This window comes from Rhizobacter sp. P2_G4 (assembly GCF_056403575.1).
In genome coordinates, this window is sequence record NZ_JBFUFG010000004.1 from 587,447 (window position 1) to 605,941 (window position 18,495).

Consider the following 18,495-nt stretch of genomic DNA (forward strand, 5'->3'; position numbering starts at 1 on the left):
AGAAGCACCACATCACCGCGAGTACGCGATGGCTGGCTTGCTTCCCGGACCCGGACGCTCGTTCGGGCACTGAACAGCCCATCGAGGCAAGGAGCGATTGAATGACGATGACGATGACCCGCAAGGGATTTCTGGGCGCGGCCACCGGAGGTGCCATCCTCCTGCTGTTGCAGGCATGTGGTGGCGGTGGTGACGACGACAGCAGCACGCCCAGCAGCGGCGGAACTCAATGTGGCTCCACCGGCGCAGCGATCTCGAGCAACCACGGCCACACGCTCTCGATCCCCGTGGCCGACCTCGACTCGGCCGTCGACAAGACCTACAGCATCGCCGGCTCGGCAAGCCATGACCACACGGTGACGTTCACACCCGATCAGCTGAAGCAGCTGAAAGCGGGGCAGAGCATCACGGTGACTTCATCCACCGTGTCCCAGCACGCGCACAACGTGACGCCGAGTTGCACCTGAGACCGCTGGCGTTTGGCGTGGAGCGCTGGCTCTGCGCCAAACATTGACTTCGTCGGTTGCATGGCGCGGTCACCCAACTCCCAAGAAAGAACCTGCATGAAGCTCATCGAAGCTGCCATGGCTGCCGGCCTGTGCCTGGCACTCGCTGCCCCACCGGCGTTCGCTGTCGACGTCGGCCAGGCGCCGCCGGAGATCGACCTCGTCGGCGCCACGGTGGCGCACAAGCTGTCGGACCTGCAAGGCAAGGTGGTCTACCTCGATTTCTGGGCTTCGTGGTGCGGGCCGTGCCGTTCGTCCTTTCCATGGATGAACGACATGCAGCGCAAGTACGGCGCCAGCGGCCTGCAGATCGTGGGCGTCAACCTCGACGCCAAGCGTGCCGATGCTGATCAGTTCCTCGCGCAGGTGCCGGCGCAGTTTGCGCTGGCCTTCGATGCGAAGGGCGACTCCGCCAAGCGATTCGGCATCAAGGGCATGCCCACCTCCGTGCTGATCGGCAAGGACGGCAAGGTGCTGCTGGTCCACCAGGGCTTCCGTGAGGAAGACCGCAAGGACCTGGAACAGAAGCTGGCCGCCGCACTGGCCGCGAAGACGAACTGAACTCAAAGAGGTACGACATGAAGAAGCTGATGCCGCTGTGGGCGGCCTGTGTGGCTGCGCTCGCCGGTTGCTCGTCGATGACGGCGCCGGAGGCCTGGGAGAAGAGCAGTCTCGCCAAGCCGGAGATGACGATGGGCAGCGACGCACTGGGTGAGCGCTTCAGGCAGCACATCTACACGAGCAAGGAAAACGCGTCGGGCGGGTATGGCGTGGGCGGCGGCGGATGCGGCTGCAATTGATCAACCGAACCGGAAAGCTCCTCATGAAGCGCGCGCTCCAACGCAAGAAATCTGCGCCGGTCTCGGCCCACGGCAAAGGCGCCGTGGTCCTGGCGGCCTTGTCCCTGCCGGGTGTCTGGATCGCACCGGCACACGCCGAAACTGCGCCCGACAACGGCGTCATCGCGTTCAAGTACCTGCACTACGAAGACTCGCAGCCCGGGCTCAAACGCATCAAGGTGAATTCACCTTCCCTCTACCTGATGACGCCCATCGGTTCGCAGTGGGCGGTTGAAGGGTCGGCGGTGGTCGATTCCTTGTCGGGTGCCACGCCGCGCTGGCAATCGTCGGTCTCCAGCGCATCGGTGATGCATGAAGAGCGCAAGGCCGCCGACGTGAAGGTGAAGCGCTACTTCGAACGGTCTTCTTACGCGCTGGGCGTGAGCCGGTCGAAGGAGCACGACTACGCGTCCAACGCGTTGTCCCTGAGCGGCAGCTGGTCGAGTGCCGACAACAACACCACGTGGAACCTGGGTGTGGGCGGGTCGTCGGACGAGATCGACCCCACCGGCGGCGGATTCTCCGGCGACACGCACGACCAGAAGAAGCACACCATCGAGTGGATCGCCGGTGTGACGCGGGCACTGTCGAGCGTCGACATCGTGCAGCTCAATCTCACCTACAGCGCAGGGCACGGCTACTACGACGACCCTTACAAGGCATTCGACGTGCGGCCCGACAAGCGCAAACAGGGCGCGCTTCTCGCGCGCTGGAACCACCACCTGCTCGGCGACCAGTCCACGCTGCGAACGAGCTACCGCTTTTACCGCGACAACTTTGGCGTCGACGCCCACACGCTGCAAGGCGAATGGGTGAAGCCGGTGACCGCAGCGCTGGCCTTCACGCCGCTGGTGCGGCTGTACAGCCAGAGCGCGGCCGATTTCTATGCCGATGCACGCATCGATGCGGGTGGCTTCCCTGTCGTGCCGGCCTTGCAGCCGGGGCAGCTGAACTCCGGCGACCAGCGGCTCTCGTCGTTCGGTGCCATCACGCTGGGTCTCAAGACGGAATACAAGCTCGACGCCGCGTGGACCGTGGACCTCAACCTCGAGGCCTACGAGCAGCGCTCCAAGTGGCACCTCGGTGGGTCCGGGTCGAGCGGCGTGGACACCTTCCGCGCCCGCTTCATCCAACTCGGCGCGAGCCGCAAGTTCTGAGGCTCGGCGATGTTCCAGGTATCGCTGGCCCCGCGAGATGCGTCGAAACGCGCCGGCAATGATTTCGGCTTTGCGTTCTCGGCCATGGCCAGCGTCTGCGAGATCCGCATCGCGGGGATCTCGCGTCGCAAGGCCGAGCAGCTGGCGCACCTGGCCATCGACGAGGTGCGCCGCATCGAAGCCAAGTTCTCGCGCTATCGCGCCGCAAGCGTCGTCTCGCGCATCAATGCGGCGGCCGGCAGCGGCAGGGCGGTCGAGGTGGACGCCGAGACGGCCGGCCTGATCGACTTTGCCGCGAGCCTGCATGGCCTGAGCGATGGGCTGTTCGACATCACCTCGGGCGCCCTGCGCAAGGCCTGGGACTTTCGCGCCGGCCGGCTGCCGCAAGGCGATGCGATCGATGCCCTGATGCCGCTCGTCGGCTGGAGCAAGGTTGTGTGGCGCGGTGCTCGCATCGAGCTGCCGCTGCGCGGCATGGAACTCGACTTCGGCGGCTTCGGCAAGGAGTACGCAGCCGACCGTGCTGCCTCGGTGTTGCAGGAGCGTGGCGTGAACCACGGCCTGGTCAACCTGGGTGGTGACATCCGCGTCATCGGGCCGCGACCCGATGGCCAGGCCTGGCAACTGGGCATCCAGCATCCGCGAGAGTGCGACCGCCTGCTCGCCGAGGTGCCGCTGGCCACAGGCGCTTTGGCCACGAGCGGCGACTACGAGCGCTACTTCGAACTCGATGGTGCCCGCTACTGCCATGTGCTGGACCCGCGCACCGGCTGGCCGGTGACGGCATGGCGCTCCGTCAGCGTCGTCGCGCCTGCCTGCCTTGCCGCCGGTGCGCTCACGACCGTGGCCATGCTCAAGGGGCCAGACGCCTTGCCCTACCTCGCCGCCCAGAACGTCGGCTACCTCGCTGTGGACGGCGAAGGCCGACTCCACCAGCGTGAAGCCGCGCTGGCCTTCAACTGATCTGCGATTCGATCTCTCGATTTGACAGGAACGATTGTGATGAACACCCTTGGTACAGCTCGGCGCCCCGCGGCCTGGCGAAGATCGCTTGCCGCATTGAGCTTGCTGGCGCTGGGTTCCACCCACCAGCTCGCCGTGGCGGCAGAAGAATTTCTCGAACCGCAAGACGCATTCAAGCTGTCCGTGCAGCCGATGGACGCGCAGCACATTGCCATGCGCTTCGTGATCGCGCCTGGCTACTACCTTTACCGCGAAAGGCTCAACGTCGAGACGCAGCCTGCTGCCGTGCCGGGGGGCGATCTGCAGATTCCGCCAGGCAAGACCAAGTTCGACGAAACGTTCAAGAAGGAGGTGGAGTACTTCCGCGACGAAGTCACCATGGTGCTGCCGTTGTCGGCTACGCCAGCTGCGGCCTTCAAGCTCATCGTGGGCAACCAGGGCTGTGCCGACAAGGGCCTGTGCTATTCGCCGATGCAGCGGGCCTTCCAGGTGGAGCCGGTTGCGGGTGCGACAGGTGCGGCCGCGTTCAACATCAGCGCGCTGGCCGAGGCGGATGCGTCGTCGCCGATCGCCCTTGCCCCGCCGTCTGCGGCTGCTGCATCGACGGGTGCGAGTGCAGCCCCGGCGGCTTCGGGCGAGCTGGGCCGCTTCGCAAGTGCCTTGCAGTCGCGCAGCTTGCTGACGGTGGCGGGGGTGTTCCTGCTCGCGGGGCTGCTGCTGTCGTTCACGCCCTGCGTGTTGCCGATGATTCCCATCCTCTCGTCGATCATCGTCGGGCAGAGCGGGAAGGTGTCGAAGGCCCGCGGCTTCTCGCTGGCACTGGCCTATTCGCTTGGCATGGCGCTGGTCTACACGGCCTTCGGCATGGCGGCCGGGCTGATGGGCGAGGGCCTGGCCGCCGCCTTGCAGAACGCCTGGGTGCTGGGCGCCTTTGCACTGCTGCTGGCGGTCTTGTCCCTGTCGATGTTCGGTGTGTATGAACTGCAGATGCCCAGCGGCTTGCAGAACCGCCTGACGCAGATGTCGGGCCAATTGCAGGGCGGGCAGTACGCCGGTGTGTTCGTGATGGGCGGGCTGTCGGCATTGATCGTCGGGCCCTGCGTCGCGGCACCCTTGGCGGGTGCGCTGGTCTACATCAGCCAGACCAAGGATGTGGTGCTCGGCGGCACCGCCCTGTTTGCGCTGGCCAGCGGCATGAGCGTGCCCTTGCTGCTGGTGGGCTTGTCGGCCGGCTCCTTGTTGCCGCGCGCCGGTGGCTGGATGGAACGCGTGAAGCACTTCTTCGGCGTGATGCTGCTCGCAGTGGCCTTGTGGATGCTCTCGCCGGTGTTGCCTTCGTGGGCGCTGATGCTGGGCGCCGCCGGCCTGCTGCTGGCAAGCGCCGTCTACCTGGGCGCCTTCGAGCGCCTGCCCGACACCGTGACACCACGTCGCGCGTTGACCAAGGGCGTGGGCCTGATGCTCGCCGTGCTGGCGACGCTTCAACTGGCCGGCATTGCCTCCGGTGGGCGCGACATGCTGCAGCCCTTGAAGCATCTCTCGATGGCAGGCACAGGCGGCCAGGCCGTGGCGTCCGCGTCGAGCCGGGCCGAGCTGGAGTTCCGCACGATCACCGACCTGGCGGGGCTGGACGCCGCCGTGCACGCATCGAGCCGACTGGTGATGCTCGATTTCTATGCCGACTGGTGCGTGGCCTGCAAGGAGTTCGAGGCGTTGACCTTCAGCGACGAGGCCGTGCGCCAGCGCCTGGCCGGCGTAACGCTGCTCCGCGTCGACGTCACCGCGAACAACGCGCAAGACAAGGCGCTGATGCGCAGGTACGGCCTCTTCGGCCCGCCCGCGTTGCTGTTCTTCGCGCCGGCAGGCAATGAGCGGGGCGAGGCGCGTGTCGTCGGCTTTCAGGATGCCGAGGCGTTCCGCCAGCACCTGGACCAGTTCAAGCTTTCCGGCGGTTGAACTCCATGCATGCATCGCAACACGCCAAGGTCCTGATCCTGGGTTCCGGCCCCGCCGGCTACACCGCGGCCATCTACGCGGCCCGGGCCAACCTCGCGCCCTTGCTGGTCACGGGCATTGCACAGGGTGGCCAGCTGATGACCACCACCGAAGTCGACAACTGGCCCGCCGATGTGATGGGCGTGCAGGGCCCGGAACTGATGCAGCGCTTTCTGCAGCATGCAGAGCGCTTCAACACGAAGATCGTGTTCGACCACATCAACCGGGTCGACTTCTCCCAGCGCCCGTTCACGCTCACCGGTGATTCGGGGAGCTACACCTGCGACGCGCTCATCATCGCCACCGGCGCGTCGGCCAAGTACATCGGGCTGCCGTCAGAAGAAGCCTTCATGGGCCGCGGCGTCAGCGGCTGCGCCACGTGCGACGGGTTCTTCTACCGCGGCCAGGAGGTCTGCGTGGTGGGTGGCGGCAACACCGCCGTCGAAGAGGCGCTGTACCTATCCAACATCGCGAGCAAGGTGCACCTCATCCACCGGCGCGACAAGTTCCGGGCCGAAGCCATCCTGGTGGACAAGCTGATGGACAAGGTGCAGGCCGGGAAGATGGAGCTGCACCTCTGGCACACGCTGGACGAGGTGCTGGGTGGCAGCGGCGGCGTGACCGGTGTTCGCCTCGAGAGCACGGAAGGTGGCCGCACCAAGGAGCTCGCCCTCACAGGCTGCTTCATCGCCATCGGCCACCAGCCCAACACCGCCATCTTCGAAGGTCAGCTGGAGATGAAGGACGGCTACATCGTCACCCGTGGCGGGCTCGAAGGCCTGGCGACCATGACCAATGTGCCCGGCGTGTTCGCGGCGGGCGACGTGCAGGACCACGTGTACCGGCAGGCCATCACCAGCGCCGGCACGGGCTGCATGGCCGCGCTGGATGCGCAGCGGTTCCTGGAGCACTGACCATGTGCTGGCCGGGCTGCTGCGGCAGCCCGGTGCCCGGCGGCTTCGCGCAGAAAGCGATTGCTTCGGCCCGCACCCGGGTTGCCAGGCCCGCGGCTCTTAGTCTGCTCCTGACGCAATACGCAGGGGCGCGACATGAACCTACTGAACCTGATCGAACGCGAGCTGAGCCGCATCGCCAGCGACTTTGAAGCCTATGCCGAGATGCGCGACGAGAGCCTGCGCCAGCAACGGGGCCGCAGCATCGCCGGGCGGATCGAGGCCTACCTCTTCGCCGAAGACCGGATGATGTACCCGGCCTTGCTGGCCGTGGTGGCGAATGTGCCGCCCGCCATGCTCGTGCATCACCTGCGCCTGAAGCAGCGTGCCGCGGACGCGCTCGCGCGGCATGCGCAAACGCATGCCGCCGCCCATGCGGCCATGCTCAAGCTGCAGCAGGAGATGCTGCGCTACGCGCAAAGCCACAAGCGCGAATTGCGACCCCGTTTGCGTGCCGAGCTGGGCAGCCGTGAACTGCGTCTGCTCGGTGGCGAGATGCTGCTGCAGCTCGCGTCGAACCGCCGTCTCGGCGAGCCTGTTCCGCAGGAAGATGCGCCGGCTTTCGGCTCGCAGGAATCGCGGTGGCCGATCTCGGACTTCGGCGGCGGCAGCCCCTCGTCGTTCGCCCCGGATGGGCTGCCTTTGTTGTGCGATGTCATTCACGTCGGCACGGGCCCGCAGGCGTTCGCGGGCTGAGAGTCACCGAGCTGTTCGAGTAAGGAGCTGCGTCGTGATGACCCGTCTTGTTGTTCGCTCGCGGGGTTGGCACTCCGCCTGGGTGGCGCTCGCCGTGCTGGCCGCCGGTTGTGCCGGGCCTGGCTTGAAGCCCAGTCCGCAGTTGCAAGGCTCGGCACCAGGAACCAATGCACCGCCTCTGCGAGCACCGTCGGCCCCGGTGTCGGTGATCGACGGCAATGCCTGGACGCCGGCGATCGCTTCGGTGTCACAGGCGGTGCAGCAGGCAGCGCTTGCCAACGGCGATGTGGAAGTGGTGCGGACGGCAGACAACCGCTTGCTGATTCGCGTCGAGGCGAATGCCGCGATCCAGCGCTCTGACGCCGCCTTGCAAGCCCGGTTCAGCGAATTCATGGAGGCCACGGTGGTCGCACTGTCGTCGCACCCCTCCGTGCAGGTGAGGGTGGTGGGATACAGCGGCGCCACCGGGAAAGCGTTTGCCAGTGCGAAGCAGCCGTTGACCTGGGCACGTTCGGTGTTGCGCTTCATGGCGGTACGCGGCGTCGGCGCCGAGCGCCTCACGGCACGCGTCGGCAGCCAAGGCGAGCCGCCCCTGGCCAGTGGCGTACTCGATGCTGCGCAGAGCCGCCGCATCGAAGTGCTGTTGTCCGATCCGCTGGGCTGATCGGCGTCACGACCCATGCGCCGCGTTGAGCATTGTTGAGGTTTGCGCCGCGCAAGCGTGAGAGTCTTTTTGCCTGCTCGTCCTTAGCATTCATCTCAGAGCCACAGCCCTCAATCGGAGACCGCAGCGATGCAAGCAGCCACCATGAACGAGTCGACCTCGACCAAGCCCGTGACGAAGCTCTCGGCACAAGACATGGAGGCGCTCGGCATGCGCACCATGATCGAGGAGTACACGGCCGCGAGTGCCGATGCGGTGCTGCCCGAACAAGGCAACGGGCCCACGCAGCGCTACTTTCGCCGCTACGCCATCCGCCTGGAGCAGGCGCCCGACGTTGGCGACGAGCTGGCCTGCCGCCGGGGCTGCTCGTATTGCTGCCACACGCGGGTGGCAGCGCCGCCGCAGGAAGTGCTGGTGCTGGTGGAGGCGATCGAGCGCATGTCGCCGGAGCGCCGTACCGAGGTCGTGGCGCGCCTGGCCGGCAACGTCGAGCGCATGAACGGCCCGCATGCGGCCACCAACTCCAGCGCATCGCAGCCTTGCGCATTCCTAGATGAAGGCGGCGACTGCAGCGTGTACGAAGACCGGCCGTCGAACTGCCGCCGCTACCACTCGCTGTCGTTGAAAGACTGCGAAAGCTCGTTCGCTCAGCCAGAGAATCAGATGAGCACCATCCGCCTCTCTACACCGCAACTGGTGGTGAGCGTTTCGCAGTACCTCGGGTACCGCAAGCTGCTCGAGCAGCGCGGACTCGATACGGCTTTCTACGAACTCAACTCGGCGCTGCACGAAGCGCTCGAAGACCCGCAGGCCTGCCGTGACCGGTACGCCCAGGGCCAGCCCGCGTTCACGCGGGCGACGGTGACCGTGAGCCATGGCTCCTTGATCTGAGGCGTGGTGCCCGTCAGGGTTCCATCAGCTTCTGCATGTGTTCGCCCCCACAACTCGGTGGGCGACGGCATGGATTGGTCAGGGATTGGTCGATCCAAATGATTTCGAAAACCCTACATTCATTCACCGAACACCATGGGGAAGTAAGGTTATGACGAACAGAAAATTGTGGCTGGCCGCCATGTTGTGTGTGGCCACTTTGTCCGGGTGCGGTGGTGCGGATTCGTCGGCTGAGTCGGCTGATGGCGACGCGGTAGAGGTCGTGGCATCGGCTGACGCGACTGTGGTGAACGAGGGAACGCCGCCTGCCGTTGCGCCCGTTGCCGAAGCTGCGTCGGACGCGTCAGTAAGCGAGAGTGACGACGAGAGGGTGCATGCGCTCGCCGTCCCGGCGCCGAATGCCGCCGCAGCCATCGGCTATGGGCGCCAGGTCACCGGCGGCGCCGGGTCGGGGGCCGAGAGAGTGAAGGTGAGCAACACCACCGACCTCGTCAAGGCGTTGTGCAACAAGGTCGTGGGTGGCCGGTGCACCGATGACACCCGCCGCATCATCGAAGTGGCGACCACGATCAGCTTCATCGGGACCGAGAAGTCGTTGCCGGCCATGGCCTGCAACTACTCGTCGTGCAGCTCGCCGTGGAAGCCCGAGCGCCTGGTGTTGATGAACCCCAACGAGGCGCACTGCAAGGAACGCCATCTGCCGACCTTCCAGATTTCGTATGACAAGGCCGGAGCCGAGTCGATGCTGGTCGGTTCGAACAAGACCTTGATCGGCGTGGGAAGCACCGGCGTGATCAAGGGCAAGGGCTTGATGCTGGCTAGCGGCGTCAGCAACGTCATCATCCGCAACCTCACCTTCAGCGACATCAACCCCGGCATCATCTTTGCCGGCGACGCCATCCGGCTTGGCAACACCGAACGTGTGTGGATCGACCACAACCGCTTCGCGCGCATCGGCCGGCAAATGCTGGTCACCGGTTGGCAGGGCGGGGCCGCCTCCAACGTGACGGTCTCGTGGAACGAATTCGACGGCCGCAGCGAGTACCCCAACATGTGCGACGGCAAGCACTACTGGAATGTGCTGCTTGCGGGCAAGGGCGATTCGATGACTTTCGCGAGCAACTGGATCCACGACTTCTCCGGCCGCGGGCCCGACATCCACGGCAGCAACCAGGTCGTTCACTTCGTCAACAACTACTTCCAGGACGGCTCCAACTACGCGGTCAATCCCGGCGCCACGTCGACGGTGCTGATGGAAGGCAACCACTTCCAGACCGTCAAGCAGCCGATTCTCTTGAACAGCGGCCACGGCTATGTCTTCGCGCCCTTGGCACCGATGAGCGGCGCAACGACGAGCCAATGCCGTTCGGCGCTGAAGCGAAACTGCGTCCCCAATGTGGCGGACCCGATGCCGCAGACCAACAACTTCTCGCTCGACGCGGCAGTGCCAAACGCCTTGAAGTCGGCCCCCTCGGGTGCCATCGCCAGTCCTTACGGTGCGCGCAACGTTCCGCTGCTGGTCCCCAAGCAGGCCGGTCCAGGGCACCTGGGTACGTCGTCCTCCTGATGGCAAACGGCCCGGGCCGCTGATCTATTCAGAGCAACGCTTTTGTAGCCACCCATGTCTGCAGGCGACCCAGGCTTCGATCACCATTCCAGGAACGTGCTGCAGATGTTGGCGTTGCGGCGGCATGTCGCAAGCACCGTCCTAGATGCGTCGCCTTCGCCTTCACCCTCGCCGTTCGCAGCGGCGCTCACGAGTGCCAAGGGGCGCTTCGTCATCGGACAACGGGTGCTCACACCCGGCATCGATGAATGCAGCCCCAAGGTCGTTGCAGAGGCGTTGCACACCGGCACCCGTGCGGATCAACCCGGCATCTGGTGCTTGCTGCGCTACCCGGGGCAGGCGCTGCCGAGCGTGCTGATTCGCGAGGACGCGCTCAGCGCAGTGGCCGGGAATGAGGCGTTGGACACAGGGCAGGGCGCCTTGATGCCGGGCAGCGCGGCTCCGCGATAGCCGAGCCACTCGCGAGCCCCCGGCATCTCACCCCTCTGCGGTGGCCTCGTCAGTCGACAAGGCCAGGAGCGTGCCCCGGCAACGCGTCGACCCGCAGCGGCAGGGGTACTCGGCCGGGTCTTCTCCGCCGACGTCGAGCGCGTAGTCCAGAAAGAGTTCTTCGCCGGCGCGGATGCGCCGCAGGGCCCGGATGGTGATGACCAGGCGGCCGGCCTCATCTCGGTCTTCGATCGCCTCGACGTTCGGTTCGCACGAATGGTTGATGTGCCGCGTTTCGTTGCCGCCCTGGGCGCCGTCGATCATCGATCCGTCGGACAGGCCGAAGAGGTAGGTCAGCTGCTGGTCCCAGGAGTCGTGCTCCTGGTCCGGTGCGTAACGGCGGCCGGTGTACGTTCCGACCTTCTGCCGGGCGCGGAGCGCGCGCAGGGCAAACACGCCGTGCCCATGCACCCCACTCTGGCGCACCTCGATGGCCGCGAGAGGCGGGGCGGTGGCGATCTCATCATTCGTGTGCATGGTGTACGGTGCTGGTGGGTCCTGTCCCGCCGCTTGCAAGCGGCGGACCATCTTCATGCCGGGCAGTCACTGCTGCTGGATCACTGGGGCGCCGGCGACACGTTGGTGAAGGTCAGCCCGGGTGAATTGCTGATCACCCACGGCGTGCTCGCCGATCCCCAGTTCGTGACCGTTACGTCCTTGAACGCGGTGTTCTTGAGGCGGCTGATGCTGGCCGGTTTGGCGTTGGTGATCTTCACCGTGTCGAACACCAGGTTTTCCTCGAAGGTCTCGGCATAGCCCAAGGAGGCATCGGTTCCATCGTAGCCGTCGACCGAGATCATCGCGCCGCCGGTGCTTGTGCTGCCGTTGTCGACCGTCACGCGTTGGACGGTGATGTCGCGGAACTGGGCCGAGGCTGATGCGTTCACGAAGACGTTGCTGCCCGCGCTGTACGACAGCGTGAAGATGAACGGGTTGCCGTTGGTGTTGTTGGTGAAGGTTTGGCCGCCGGCCGTGACGGCGTTCTTCGTGCCGACAGACCGCATGGCGGTGTCGCGGAAGACGATGCGCCGCGCGCCGCCACCGGTGGCCGGCGTGCTCTTCAGGCGCAGGCCGTTGTCGGTCATGAACATCACGTTGTCTTCGGCGAGGATGTCCTGGACCCACGCGCCGGTGTGGCTGCCGGCCACCACGCCGCCATGGCCTTCGCGCATGTAGTTGTTGAAGATCCACGCGTTCTGCTGGGGCGTGACACCTTCGTAGTTCTTGCCCTGGCCGGCGGCAAAGTTGATGTTGTCGTCGCCGCTGTCGATGAAGTTGTTGAACACCAGCGCATTGCTGCTGTTGCCGAACTCCACGCCGTCGGCGTTGTTGACGTCGAACGTTTGCGTCACGCTGTTGGCGAACACCATGTTCTCGCTCTCGACGAACATGACGCGTGGAACGCCGGGTTGGTGAGCTTCAGGTCGCCGAAGTACACGTTGCTCGCACTGCGGAAGGTCGCGAGGCTCGAGCGGCGATTGCTGTAGTAGTTGGCGTTCTGCGTCGCATCGAGCGTGCCGCCGGCTTCCGCCTGTGCGGCCAGCAGCTGGCTCTTGGCCAGCACGCCGAGCGTGCTCCACTTGCTTGCGTTGCCGGGTTCGAAGAAGGCCAGCCGGTTGCCCACTTCATCGACGGTGTCGGTGCCGCTGCGGGCCCAGCCGTTGCCGTCCAGGCTGCCTTTGCCGGTGACGCGGATGTTGCTGAACACGCCGCGCGTCTCGTCGTAGCCCTGGTGGTCTGCGAGCGCGGCACTGCCGTTCATGTGCGCCGGGTTCAGCGCATTCAGCAACGACGGCGGGCGCCGGTCGTCCGTCGAGTTGGTGAAGTAGCTGTAGAGCTGGTATCCCTTGGCGAGCGGGTAGTCGGCCGCGTCGCTCGACCCGCGCAGCGTGGCGCCTTCGGCAACCTCCAGCGTCATGTTGCTCTTGAGGAAGAGTGCGCCCGTGAGGAACACCGCGCCGCCGGCCGCATCGGCGGGAACCAGCACCTTGCAGCCGTAGGCCGAGGTGGACGTGCTGGCGCACTCGTCGATGGCGTTCTGGATGATGCTGGTGTTCAGCGTCGTGCCGTCGCCCTTGGCACCCAGCGTCGCGACGTTGTAGATCCGCGTGAAGGCCGGCGCGGTGCGGCGGACGACCGCCACGCTGTCGGCCGACTCGCTGCCCGTGCTGTCCACCGAGCGAACCGTGAAGGTGTAGTCGGTATCCGGCGTGAGCCCGGTCGCGCGGAAGTTGTGGAAGGTGATGCGGGTGTGGAAGCCGGCGGTGTCTTCCGCGTAGAAGCGGTCGATGTAAGGCTTGGCCACCGAATGGGCGGTGTTGTTCTCGGCCGCGCTGCCGATCTTGGTGCCGTTCAGGTAGACGTTGTAGTCGACCACGCTGGCGTAGTTGTCGGGCTTGTTCCAGACCAGCGTGACGCTCGTGTCGTCATAGGCGAGCGTCGGCACGCAGGGGTTCTGCGGCACGTTCGACGAGCTGCCGTTGCTGGCTTTGACGTTGACTGCGGAGCAGGCCGCACTGACGGTCAGCGAGCCGCTGGAACCGGATGAACCGCCCGAATCCGTCGAGCTGGCGGGACTGGACGTGACGGCGTCGTCGCCGGAACCGCAGGCAGCCAGAACGCTGACCAACGCAGCCGCGAGCATGCTCACGCTGCGCTCCATCTTGTTGTGTTGCATTGCTTCTGCGAGCTTGGCTCGACGTTGGTGTTGGCAGGCCACGAGCCTACGGTCGTGGCCCAGGCCAGTCATGCCCAAAGGCTGACGGAACCATGAACTTACGGGGTGTTGCATTGCACGGACCTGACGCTCACTCGTTCATCTTGGCTTTGCCTTTCGGGTCCGCGGCCGCTGCGAGCTCGTCGCGCTTGCCCACCATGGCTTGCTGAAGCACGAGGTAGTCGGTGCCAGTGAACTGCTGCATCTTTTTCAGCAGGCCGTCCACGCTCGCCTGTGCCTTGGTGTCGGGCGTCAGCACACCCGATTGCTCCACGTACTGCGAGGGCTTTGCGTAGCCGCCGCGCACCACCGCGTGCAGCAGGTTGCCCAGGCTCTTGTCTTCACCGATGCGTGCCGTCGCCTTGAACTCGCCCTGGTCCTGGGCGATGGCGTAGTAGCCTTTCTCGCCCACGCCGATCAAGACGGCCGGTGGCGGGTTGCGTCCGGTGATGGACTGCCGTGGATGCTGCAGATCCACCTTGTCGTAGGTCTGGTTGATCACCTTGCCGTCCTTCGCGTCGCCAAGCTTGGGCGTGGCACCCGAGTCGTCCACCGGCACCAGCTGGATGGGTTTTCTCAGCATGCTGGTGGCCACCCACGCGAGCATCTCGGTAGAGGCGACGCCCTGTTCGCGCAGCGGCGTGTCGAGCTTCATCTCCTTGATCTGCCCCGCGATCTCTTGTCCCTTGCCTCGGGTCTCGGCCTTCTCCGCCGCTTCCTTCGCGGCACGTTCGGTGTTGAAGGTGCCGGCCATCTCGGCCTTCTTGCTGAACCAGGTGTGGTGCACGTTCTCGGTGGCGAGGTTGAGGTGCGGCACGATGGGGTCGTTGCGCAGGATGGCCATGTGGATGCCGTCCTTGGTGGAGCGCGTGGCGCCATCCGAGGTGTAGGGCAGGCGCCACCGAGCCTGCTCGGTTCCGGCTTCGCCCTTGTCGTTCACGGACTCGAGCGGGCGGCCGGTGAAGTAGTTCTTCGTTTCCGGGATGACGGCGATGTCGTCCTTCGCCGCGTCGAACTTGAAGAAGTGCCCCGACTTCGGATCGATCATCACCGCGCCGTCCGCCGGCTTCTTGTCGAGCTGGCCCTTGTCCTTGTAGTCCTGGAAGGCGTCGTGTGCGAGCTCCAGTGCGTAGGTGTCCACGGCCTTCATGTAGACCACCTGGCCGATGTCCTGCTTGCCTGCTTCGGCGCCCTTGCCGGCCGTCGGGTCGACGAGCTGCACCTGCATCACCGCGCCCGGCATCATGATCACCTCGCCTTGCGCCAGGTCGGCCCAGGTGGCGATGTTGACGCCGCTCTCCTGGTTCATGTCGATGCGCAGGCTGTTTTCGCGCGGAGCGCTCCCGTAGTTGGCGATCGGCAGGTTGAAGCCGGCCGCCATCTGCGTGGCCATCGTCGCCGAGAGGATCTCGGTGAGCACGCCCTTGCTGCCCACGGTCAGGAGGCCGGCGTCGCCAGCGGCTTCGCCTTCCCCGAGCCGGGCCTTGTAGGCGGCCTCGGTGACCACCGCGCGGAACATCTCTGTCGGGAACTTGTCGGAGACCTGTGCGCCGAGGTTGATGTACAGCGCCTCGATCGGGTCCACCCTGTCCTTCTTGCTGCCGGCGGTGTTGCCGCGCTTGTTCATCACGTTGTAGGGCACCTCGATGCCGGGCGCGATCGGCTCGTGCTGCAGCTCACCGGTGACCTGCCAGCGCAGCGGGTAGTGGAAGAACTGCGATTCCACCGTGTAGTCGCGCACGGCCATCTCGATGCGGTCGCGCACTTCTGACGTGAGATTGGGCTTGGATTGGATGGAGTCGATGCCGGGTTCACGCGCCATGCGCCGGTTCTTCTCGTAGGTCTTCGCTTGCGGCAGCGTGCTGAAGGTGGTCTGCGCACGCGGAATCCTGGCGCTGGCGCCGCCGCCGAAGGGGCGCTGCACGAGCCCGTAGTCCACGTTGGTCGCGCTGGGCACTGGCCGCTCCAGCATGCTCTTGTCGGCCTTCAGGCCGCTGTGGTCGTCCGACTCCTTGCGGGGGTTGTCGACGTGGTCGGCCAGGGCCTGTGTGAGTTTGGCGGTGAACTTTTGCTGAGGCTTGGCTGTTTCCTCGAGGCTGTTCGTCATCGCCGTTATCAGCGGGCGTGTGGTTTCAGGTCGGGTGACACCCTCTTCGGTAGACAGATGCTGCCTTGCCAAGTCGACACGGGCCTCGAAGTTCTTTTCGTTGTTTTCGAGGTGTTTGAGTTGGTCTTGCTGATTGAGCGTCGGGAACTTGCCCGCCGTCTGCACGTTGTTGTGGATCGACAGGTCCTTTTGCAGCTCGCTTTCGATCGCCTTCTGCATCAGCCCCAACTGCTGCGCCATGTTCTGGATCGCCTTGGGCATGAAGGTCGACGGGCTCTCCCACGCCAAGTCCGCGCGGTTGAGCTGTTGCTTGATGCGCTCCTCGCCCAGGACGTAGCCGCTATAGAACTCGGTGCCGCCCTCTTTGCGCAACTTGCCCGGCAGGGCAGCTTCGGTGCCGGCGTGCAGGGTGGCCATCACGCCGCCGCTTTCGCCATGCAAGTCCTTGAAGCCTTGTGGGTCGAGCTCCGTCATCATGGCCTTCATCGCCGAGGCGACCTTGCCGCCCAGGTTCTCGATGCGGTACTCGTGCGACAGCTGGCTGTCGAAAGCGCTGGCGTTCGGGCCCACGATGCCCTGGGTGTTGAGCAGCTCCTTGAGTGGCGGCACGACGATCTGGTCGAAGCCGCGCGTCACCAGGCGATTGATCAGCGCTTCGCGGAAGCTTGCGTTGGACAGGCCCTGCTCCGAGCTCGCCGCGTTGCCGGAGGCACGGGCGAGGTTGTATTGCACGCCCTGTGCAAGGTCCAGCATGGCGTTGGCCACGGGGTGGTTGGCGCGGTCCGGGCCTGCGTGCTCCCGCATGGTGTCGATGGCCCCCTTGCCGATGGAGGCGGCCGCCACGGTGATGAAGTCGCCCCTGCTGCCGCGGTCGATACCCACGGCTTTCTGCGCGCCCATGTTGACCATCAAGCGCACCATTTCCTCGGCCATCGGCAAAGCCGTCTGCTTGAGCAGCTTGCCGACGTGGCTTTCCGGCTTGCGCTTCCATGGCTCCGGCAACACACGAGAGATGAGGTCGGATATCACGGTGACGGTTTCCTGAGCGAGCACGATCAATGCCGCCGCTCCGGCCAGTTCACCCTGGCCGATCGAGCCGGCGCCCGAGGCATTGAACGGCTTCACCCCGTTGACGTAGCTGCCGTTCTGGCCACCCTTCATCTGCTCATTGATGGCGCTGGTTGCCCAGACATAGAGGAACTTCGACGCGGTGTTCAGCGCAGTGTTCGCAAGTCGCACGAGCACCTCGCTGCGGTCCTGGCCGTTGATGAGCGGCTGGAAGGTGAGGACGCGCAGCGCACCCTGAACCGCCGTGGAGCCGTTGCTCTTGAGCAGCGGGCCGGCCTTCAGCAAGTCGCCGGTGGAGGTGACGAGCCTCGGATCCGCGAATCCGGTCTTGCTGCCGTAGAGGCCGGTGTCGCGGCCGCTGTAGCTGTAGAGGTCCACGTCGGCCTGCGCCTTGCCAGCGCCACCAAAGGCCGCCAGCGACTCCTGGTGGGCCTTGGCGGGCTGCGGGTTGGCCAGCGACAGCTTGATGCCCTTCTCGTCGACCTTGAGGTCGTGCACCGCGCCGTCTTCGGTCGTGATGCGGATGTGGGCACCTGGCGTGGCCTTGACGACGGCTTCCAGCAGGCCCTGGCCCGGCGGCAGGCCGGCCTCCAGGTCTCTGTCGTTCGGAGCGCGCTGTTCCTTCCCGAAGAGCTTCTCCTTCGTGGCATGCAGCAGCCGCTGCGTGTTGCCTTGCTTAACCCCGTTGTGGTCGGTGCCCGGGCCCATGTCCTCCCATCCCTTGATGCCATGGATCTCGGCGAGCGTGGGGCCTTCACACCAGGCCGGTGCGAGCTTCTTGGGCAGGTTCTCGGGCAGGCTGTCGGAGAGGATGCTTTCCTTGCGCGGCGCCTTGTCGTTGTCGTTGCGAAAGACGATCAGCCGGTTCTCTGTCGCGTTGTAGTCGAGCTGGAACTTGCGCGTGCCGTTGGCCAGCATCGGCCCGCCACCCGGAGACATGGCCGCCTCCGAGTTGGCCCAGCTCTCGCGCCAGGCCATGGGGGTGGGGTTGGCCGGCAGCGGCATCACCGGTGCGTCGGACTCCTTGCCGTCGCGGCGCGCGATCAGCTCTGAGCCCATCGACAGGCGCTTGATCTCGGAGCGCAGCGGCGTCTCCATCGCGTACTGCACCTTGCCGAGTTCTTGATGCCGTGCCGTGGCCGCTTCGGGCTCGGGGCTGCCGGCATGCGGCGAATGAAACGCCATCGCCTTGGCGAGTTCGTTGAAGTCGATCAAGCGATCGCCATAGCCCTTGACGAAGTAGCGCTCGCTGGCTGGTTCTTTCGGATTCTTGCTGGGTACTTCGGCCTTGATGACGGCGAACTGCTCGGCCACCGTGGTCCGCACACCTTGCGCGTCAGGCGGGCCGTCGTAGGCGGGTATCTTCAGGATGCCAACGTGATCGTTCAGCGATGCGAGCTTGTTGCCCGCGGATGCCGATGGAATGAAGTGCGCACCGAAGCTGCTCTCGAATGCCGTCAACGCGTCACGCGTGGCGCCGTACTGTTGCAGCGTGTCGATGTGCCTTTCTCGCAGCGGCTTGTCGTCTGCGCCGAGCGCTTCAGCCAGCTTCTGCGCGACGACCTCAGCTGTCTGCTGAAGCGCGCTGGATGGGTCGGTTTCGCTGACCGTGATCTCGTGGCGGAGCGATGACGATGGATCGGTGATCGGGGCTTTGGCCGCGTCAACCGAAGGTGGTGTCCCCGTGCGCGGAGGCATGCTGGCCGGTGCCAACGACGTACGCCTGAGCAACGCATCGCCGATGGCGGTGGATGGCTGGCCGGATGGCTGACGCTCCATGTTGCCGGTGCCGGCCGGGTGGGCCGAAGGAGGGGTGAGGGTGGCAGTGGATGCCCTGCCGACGTGATCGATGGTCATTGGGTGTGTGGGGCGGTAACCCCATGG

The 18,495-nt window shown here is 65.5% G+C and carries 14 protein-coding genes and 1 pseudogene; 12 read left to right on the forward strand and 3 right to left on the reverse strand.

Annotated elements, in window-relative coordinates:
- Positions 1-101: 101 nt before the first annotated feature.
- From AC1DYS_RS18690 to AC1DYS_RS18745, 12 genes are all read left to right on the forward strand, one after another.
- On the forward strand, positions 102-467 hold the full coding sequence (locus AC1DYS_RS18690; RefSeq protein ID WP_477901824.1) for a hypothetical protein: 366 nt from the start codon (positions 102-104) through the stop codon (positions 465-467).
- 96 nt (positions 468-563) lie between these two features.
- Entirely contained in the window at positions 564-1,067 is a 504-nt protein-coding gene (locus AC1DYS_RS18695) for a TlpA family protein disulfide reductase (RefSeq protein ID WP_477901826.1), read from the forward strand.
- A 17-nt stretch (positions 1,068-1,084) separates the two neighbouring features.
- Positions 1,085-1,306 carry a DUF4266 domain-containing protein gene (locus tag AC1DYS_RS18700; protein ID WP_477901828.1) on the forward strand — a complete coding sequence of 74 codons (222 nt, stop codon included), beginning with the start codon at positions 1,085-1,087 and terminating at the stop codon, positions 1,304-1,306.
- 23 nt (positions 1,307-1,329) lie between these two features.
- Positions 1,330-2,502, forward strand: a complete 1,173-nt coding sequence (locus AC1DYS_RS18705) for a DUF3570 domain-containing protein (protein ID WP_477901830.1) — start codon at positions 1,330-1,332, stop codon at positions 2,500-2,502.
- A gap of 9 nt (positions 2,503-2,511) precedes the next feature.
- Complete coding sequence (locus tag AC1DYS_RS18710; RefSeq protein WP_477901832.1) at positions 2,512-3,465, forward strand: FAD:protein FMN transferase; 954 nt, start codon at positions 2,512-2,514, stop codon at positions 3,463-3,465.
- Between the two features lie 39 nt (positions 3,466-3,504).
- Complete coding sequence (gene dsbD, locus AC1DYS_RS18715) at positions 3,505-5,421, forward strand: protein-disulfide reductase DsbD (protein WP_477901834.1); 1,917 nt, start codon at positions 3,505-3,507, stop codon at positions 5,419-5,421.
- Between the two features lie 5 nt (positions 5,422-5,426).
- On the forward strand, positions 5,427-6,374 hold the full coding sequence (gene trxB / locus AC1DYS_RS18720; protein ID WP_477901836.1) for a thioredoxin-disulfide reductase: 948 nt from the start codon (positions 5,427-5,429) through the stop codon (positions 6,372-6,374).
- 135 nt (positions 6,375-6,509) lie between these two features.
- Complete coding sequence (locus AC1DYS_RS18725) at positions 6,510-7,109, forward strand: hypothetical protein (RefSeq protein ID WP_477901838.1); 600 nt, start codon at positions 6,510-6,512, stop codon at positions 7,107-7,109.
- A 37-nt stretch (positions 7,110-7,146) separates the two neighbouring features.
- Positions 7,147-7,773: a hypothetical protein gene (locus tag AC1DYS_RS18730; protein WP_477901840.1), complete on the forward strand. Its 627-nt coding sequence runs from the start codon at positions 7,147-7,149 to the stop codon at positions 7,771-7,773.
- A 144-nt stretch (positions 7,774-7,917) separates the two neighbouring features.
- On the forward strand, positions 7,918-8,664 hold the full coding sequence (locus AC1DYS_RS18735; RefSeq protein WP_477901842.1) for a YkgJ family cysteine cluster protein: 747 nt from the start codon (positions 7,918-7,920) through the stop codon (positions 8,662-8,664).
- Positions 8,665-8,815: 151 nt separating this feature from the next.
- Positions 8,816-10,231 (forward strand): pectate lyase family protein, encoded by a 1,416-nt coding sequence (locus tag AC1DYS_RS18740; RefSeq protein WP_477901844.1) that lies wholly within the window; start codon positions 8,816-8,818, stop codon positions 10,229-10,231.
- A gap of 54 nt (positions 10,232-10,285) precedes the next feature.
- The gene (locus AC1DYS_RS18745) at positions 10,286-10,681 is read left to right on the forward strand and encodes a hypothetical protein (protein WP_477901846.1); all 396 of its coding nucleotides are present in this window, start codon (positions 10,286-10,288) and stop codon (positions 10,679-10,681) included.
- A gap of 27 nt (positions 10,682-10,708) precedes the next feature.
- Here AC1DYS_RS18745 and AC1DYS_RS18750 read toward each other — a convergent pair whose 3' ends face one another.
- The 3 genes and pseudogenes from AC1DYS_RS18750 to AC1DYS_RS18760 all read right to left on the reverse strand — a co-directional run bounded on the left by AC1DYS_RS18750 (position 10,709) and on the right by AC1DYS_RS18760 (position 18,468).
- On the reverse strand, positions 10,709-11,197 hold the full coding sequence (locus tag AC1DYS_RS18750; RefSeq protein WP_477901848.1) for an SET domain-containing protein: 489 nt from the start codon (positions 11,195-11,197) through the stop codon (positions 10,709-10,711).
- An 80-nt stretch (positions 11,198-11,277) separates the two neighbouring features.
- Positions 11,278-13,397: pseudogene (locus AC1DYS_RS18755) on the reverse strand (glycosyl hydrolase family 28 protein).
- A gap of 130 nt (positions 13,398-13,527) precedes the next feature.
- Positions 13,528-18,468: a hypothetical protein gene (locus AC1DYS_RS18760; RefSeq protein WP_477901850.1), complete on the reverse strand. Its 4,941-nt coding sequence runs from the start codon at positions 18,466-18,468 to the stop codon at positions 13,528-13,530.
- Positions 18,469-18,495: the final 27 nt, after the last annotated feature.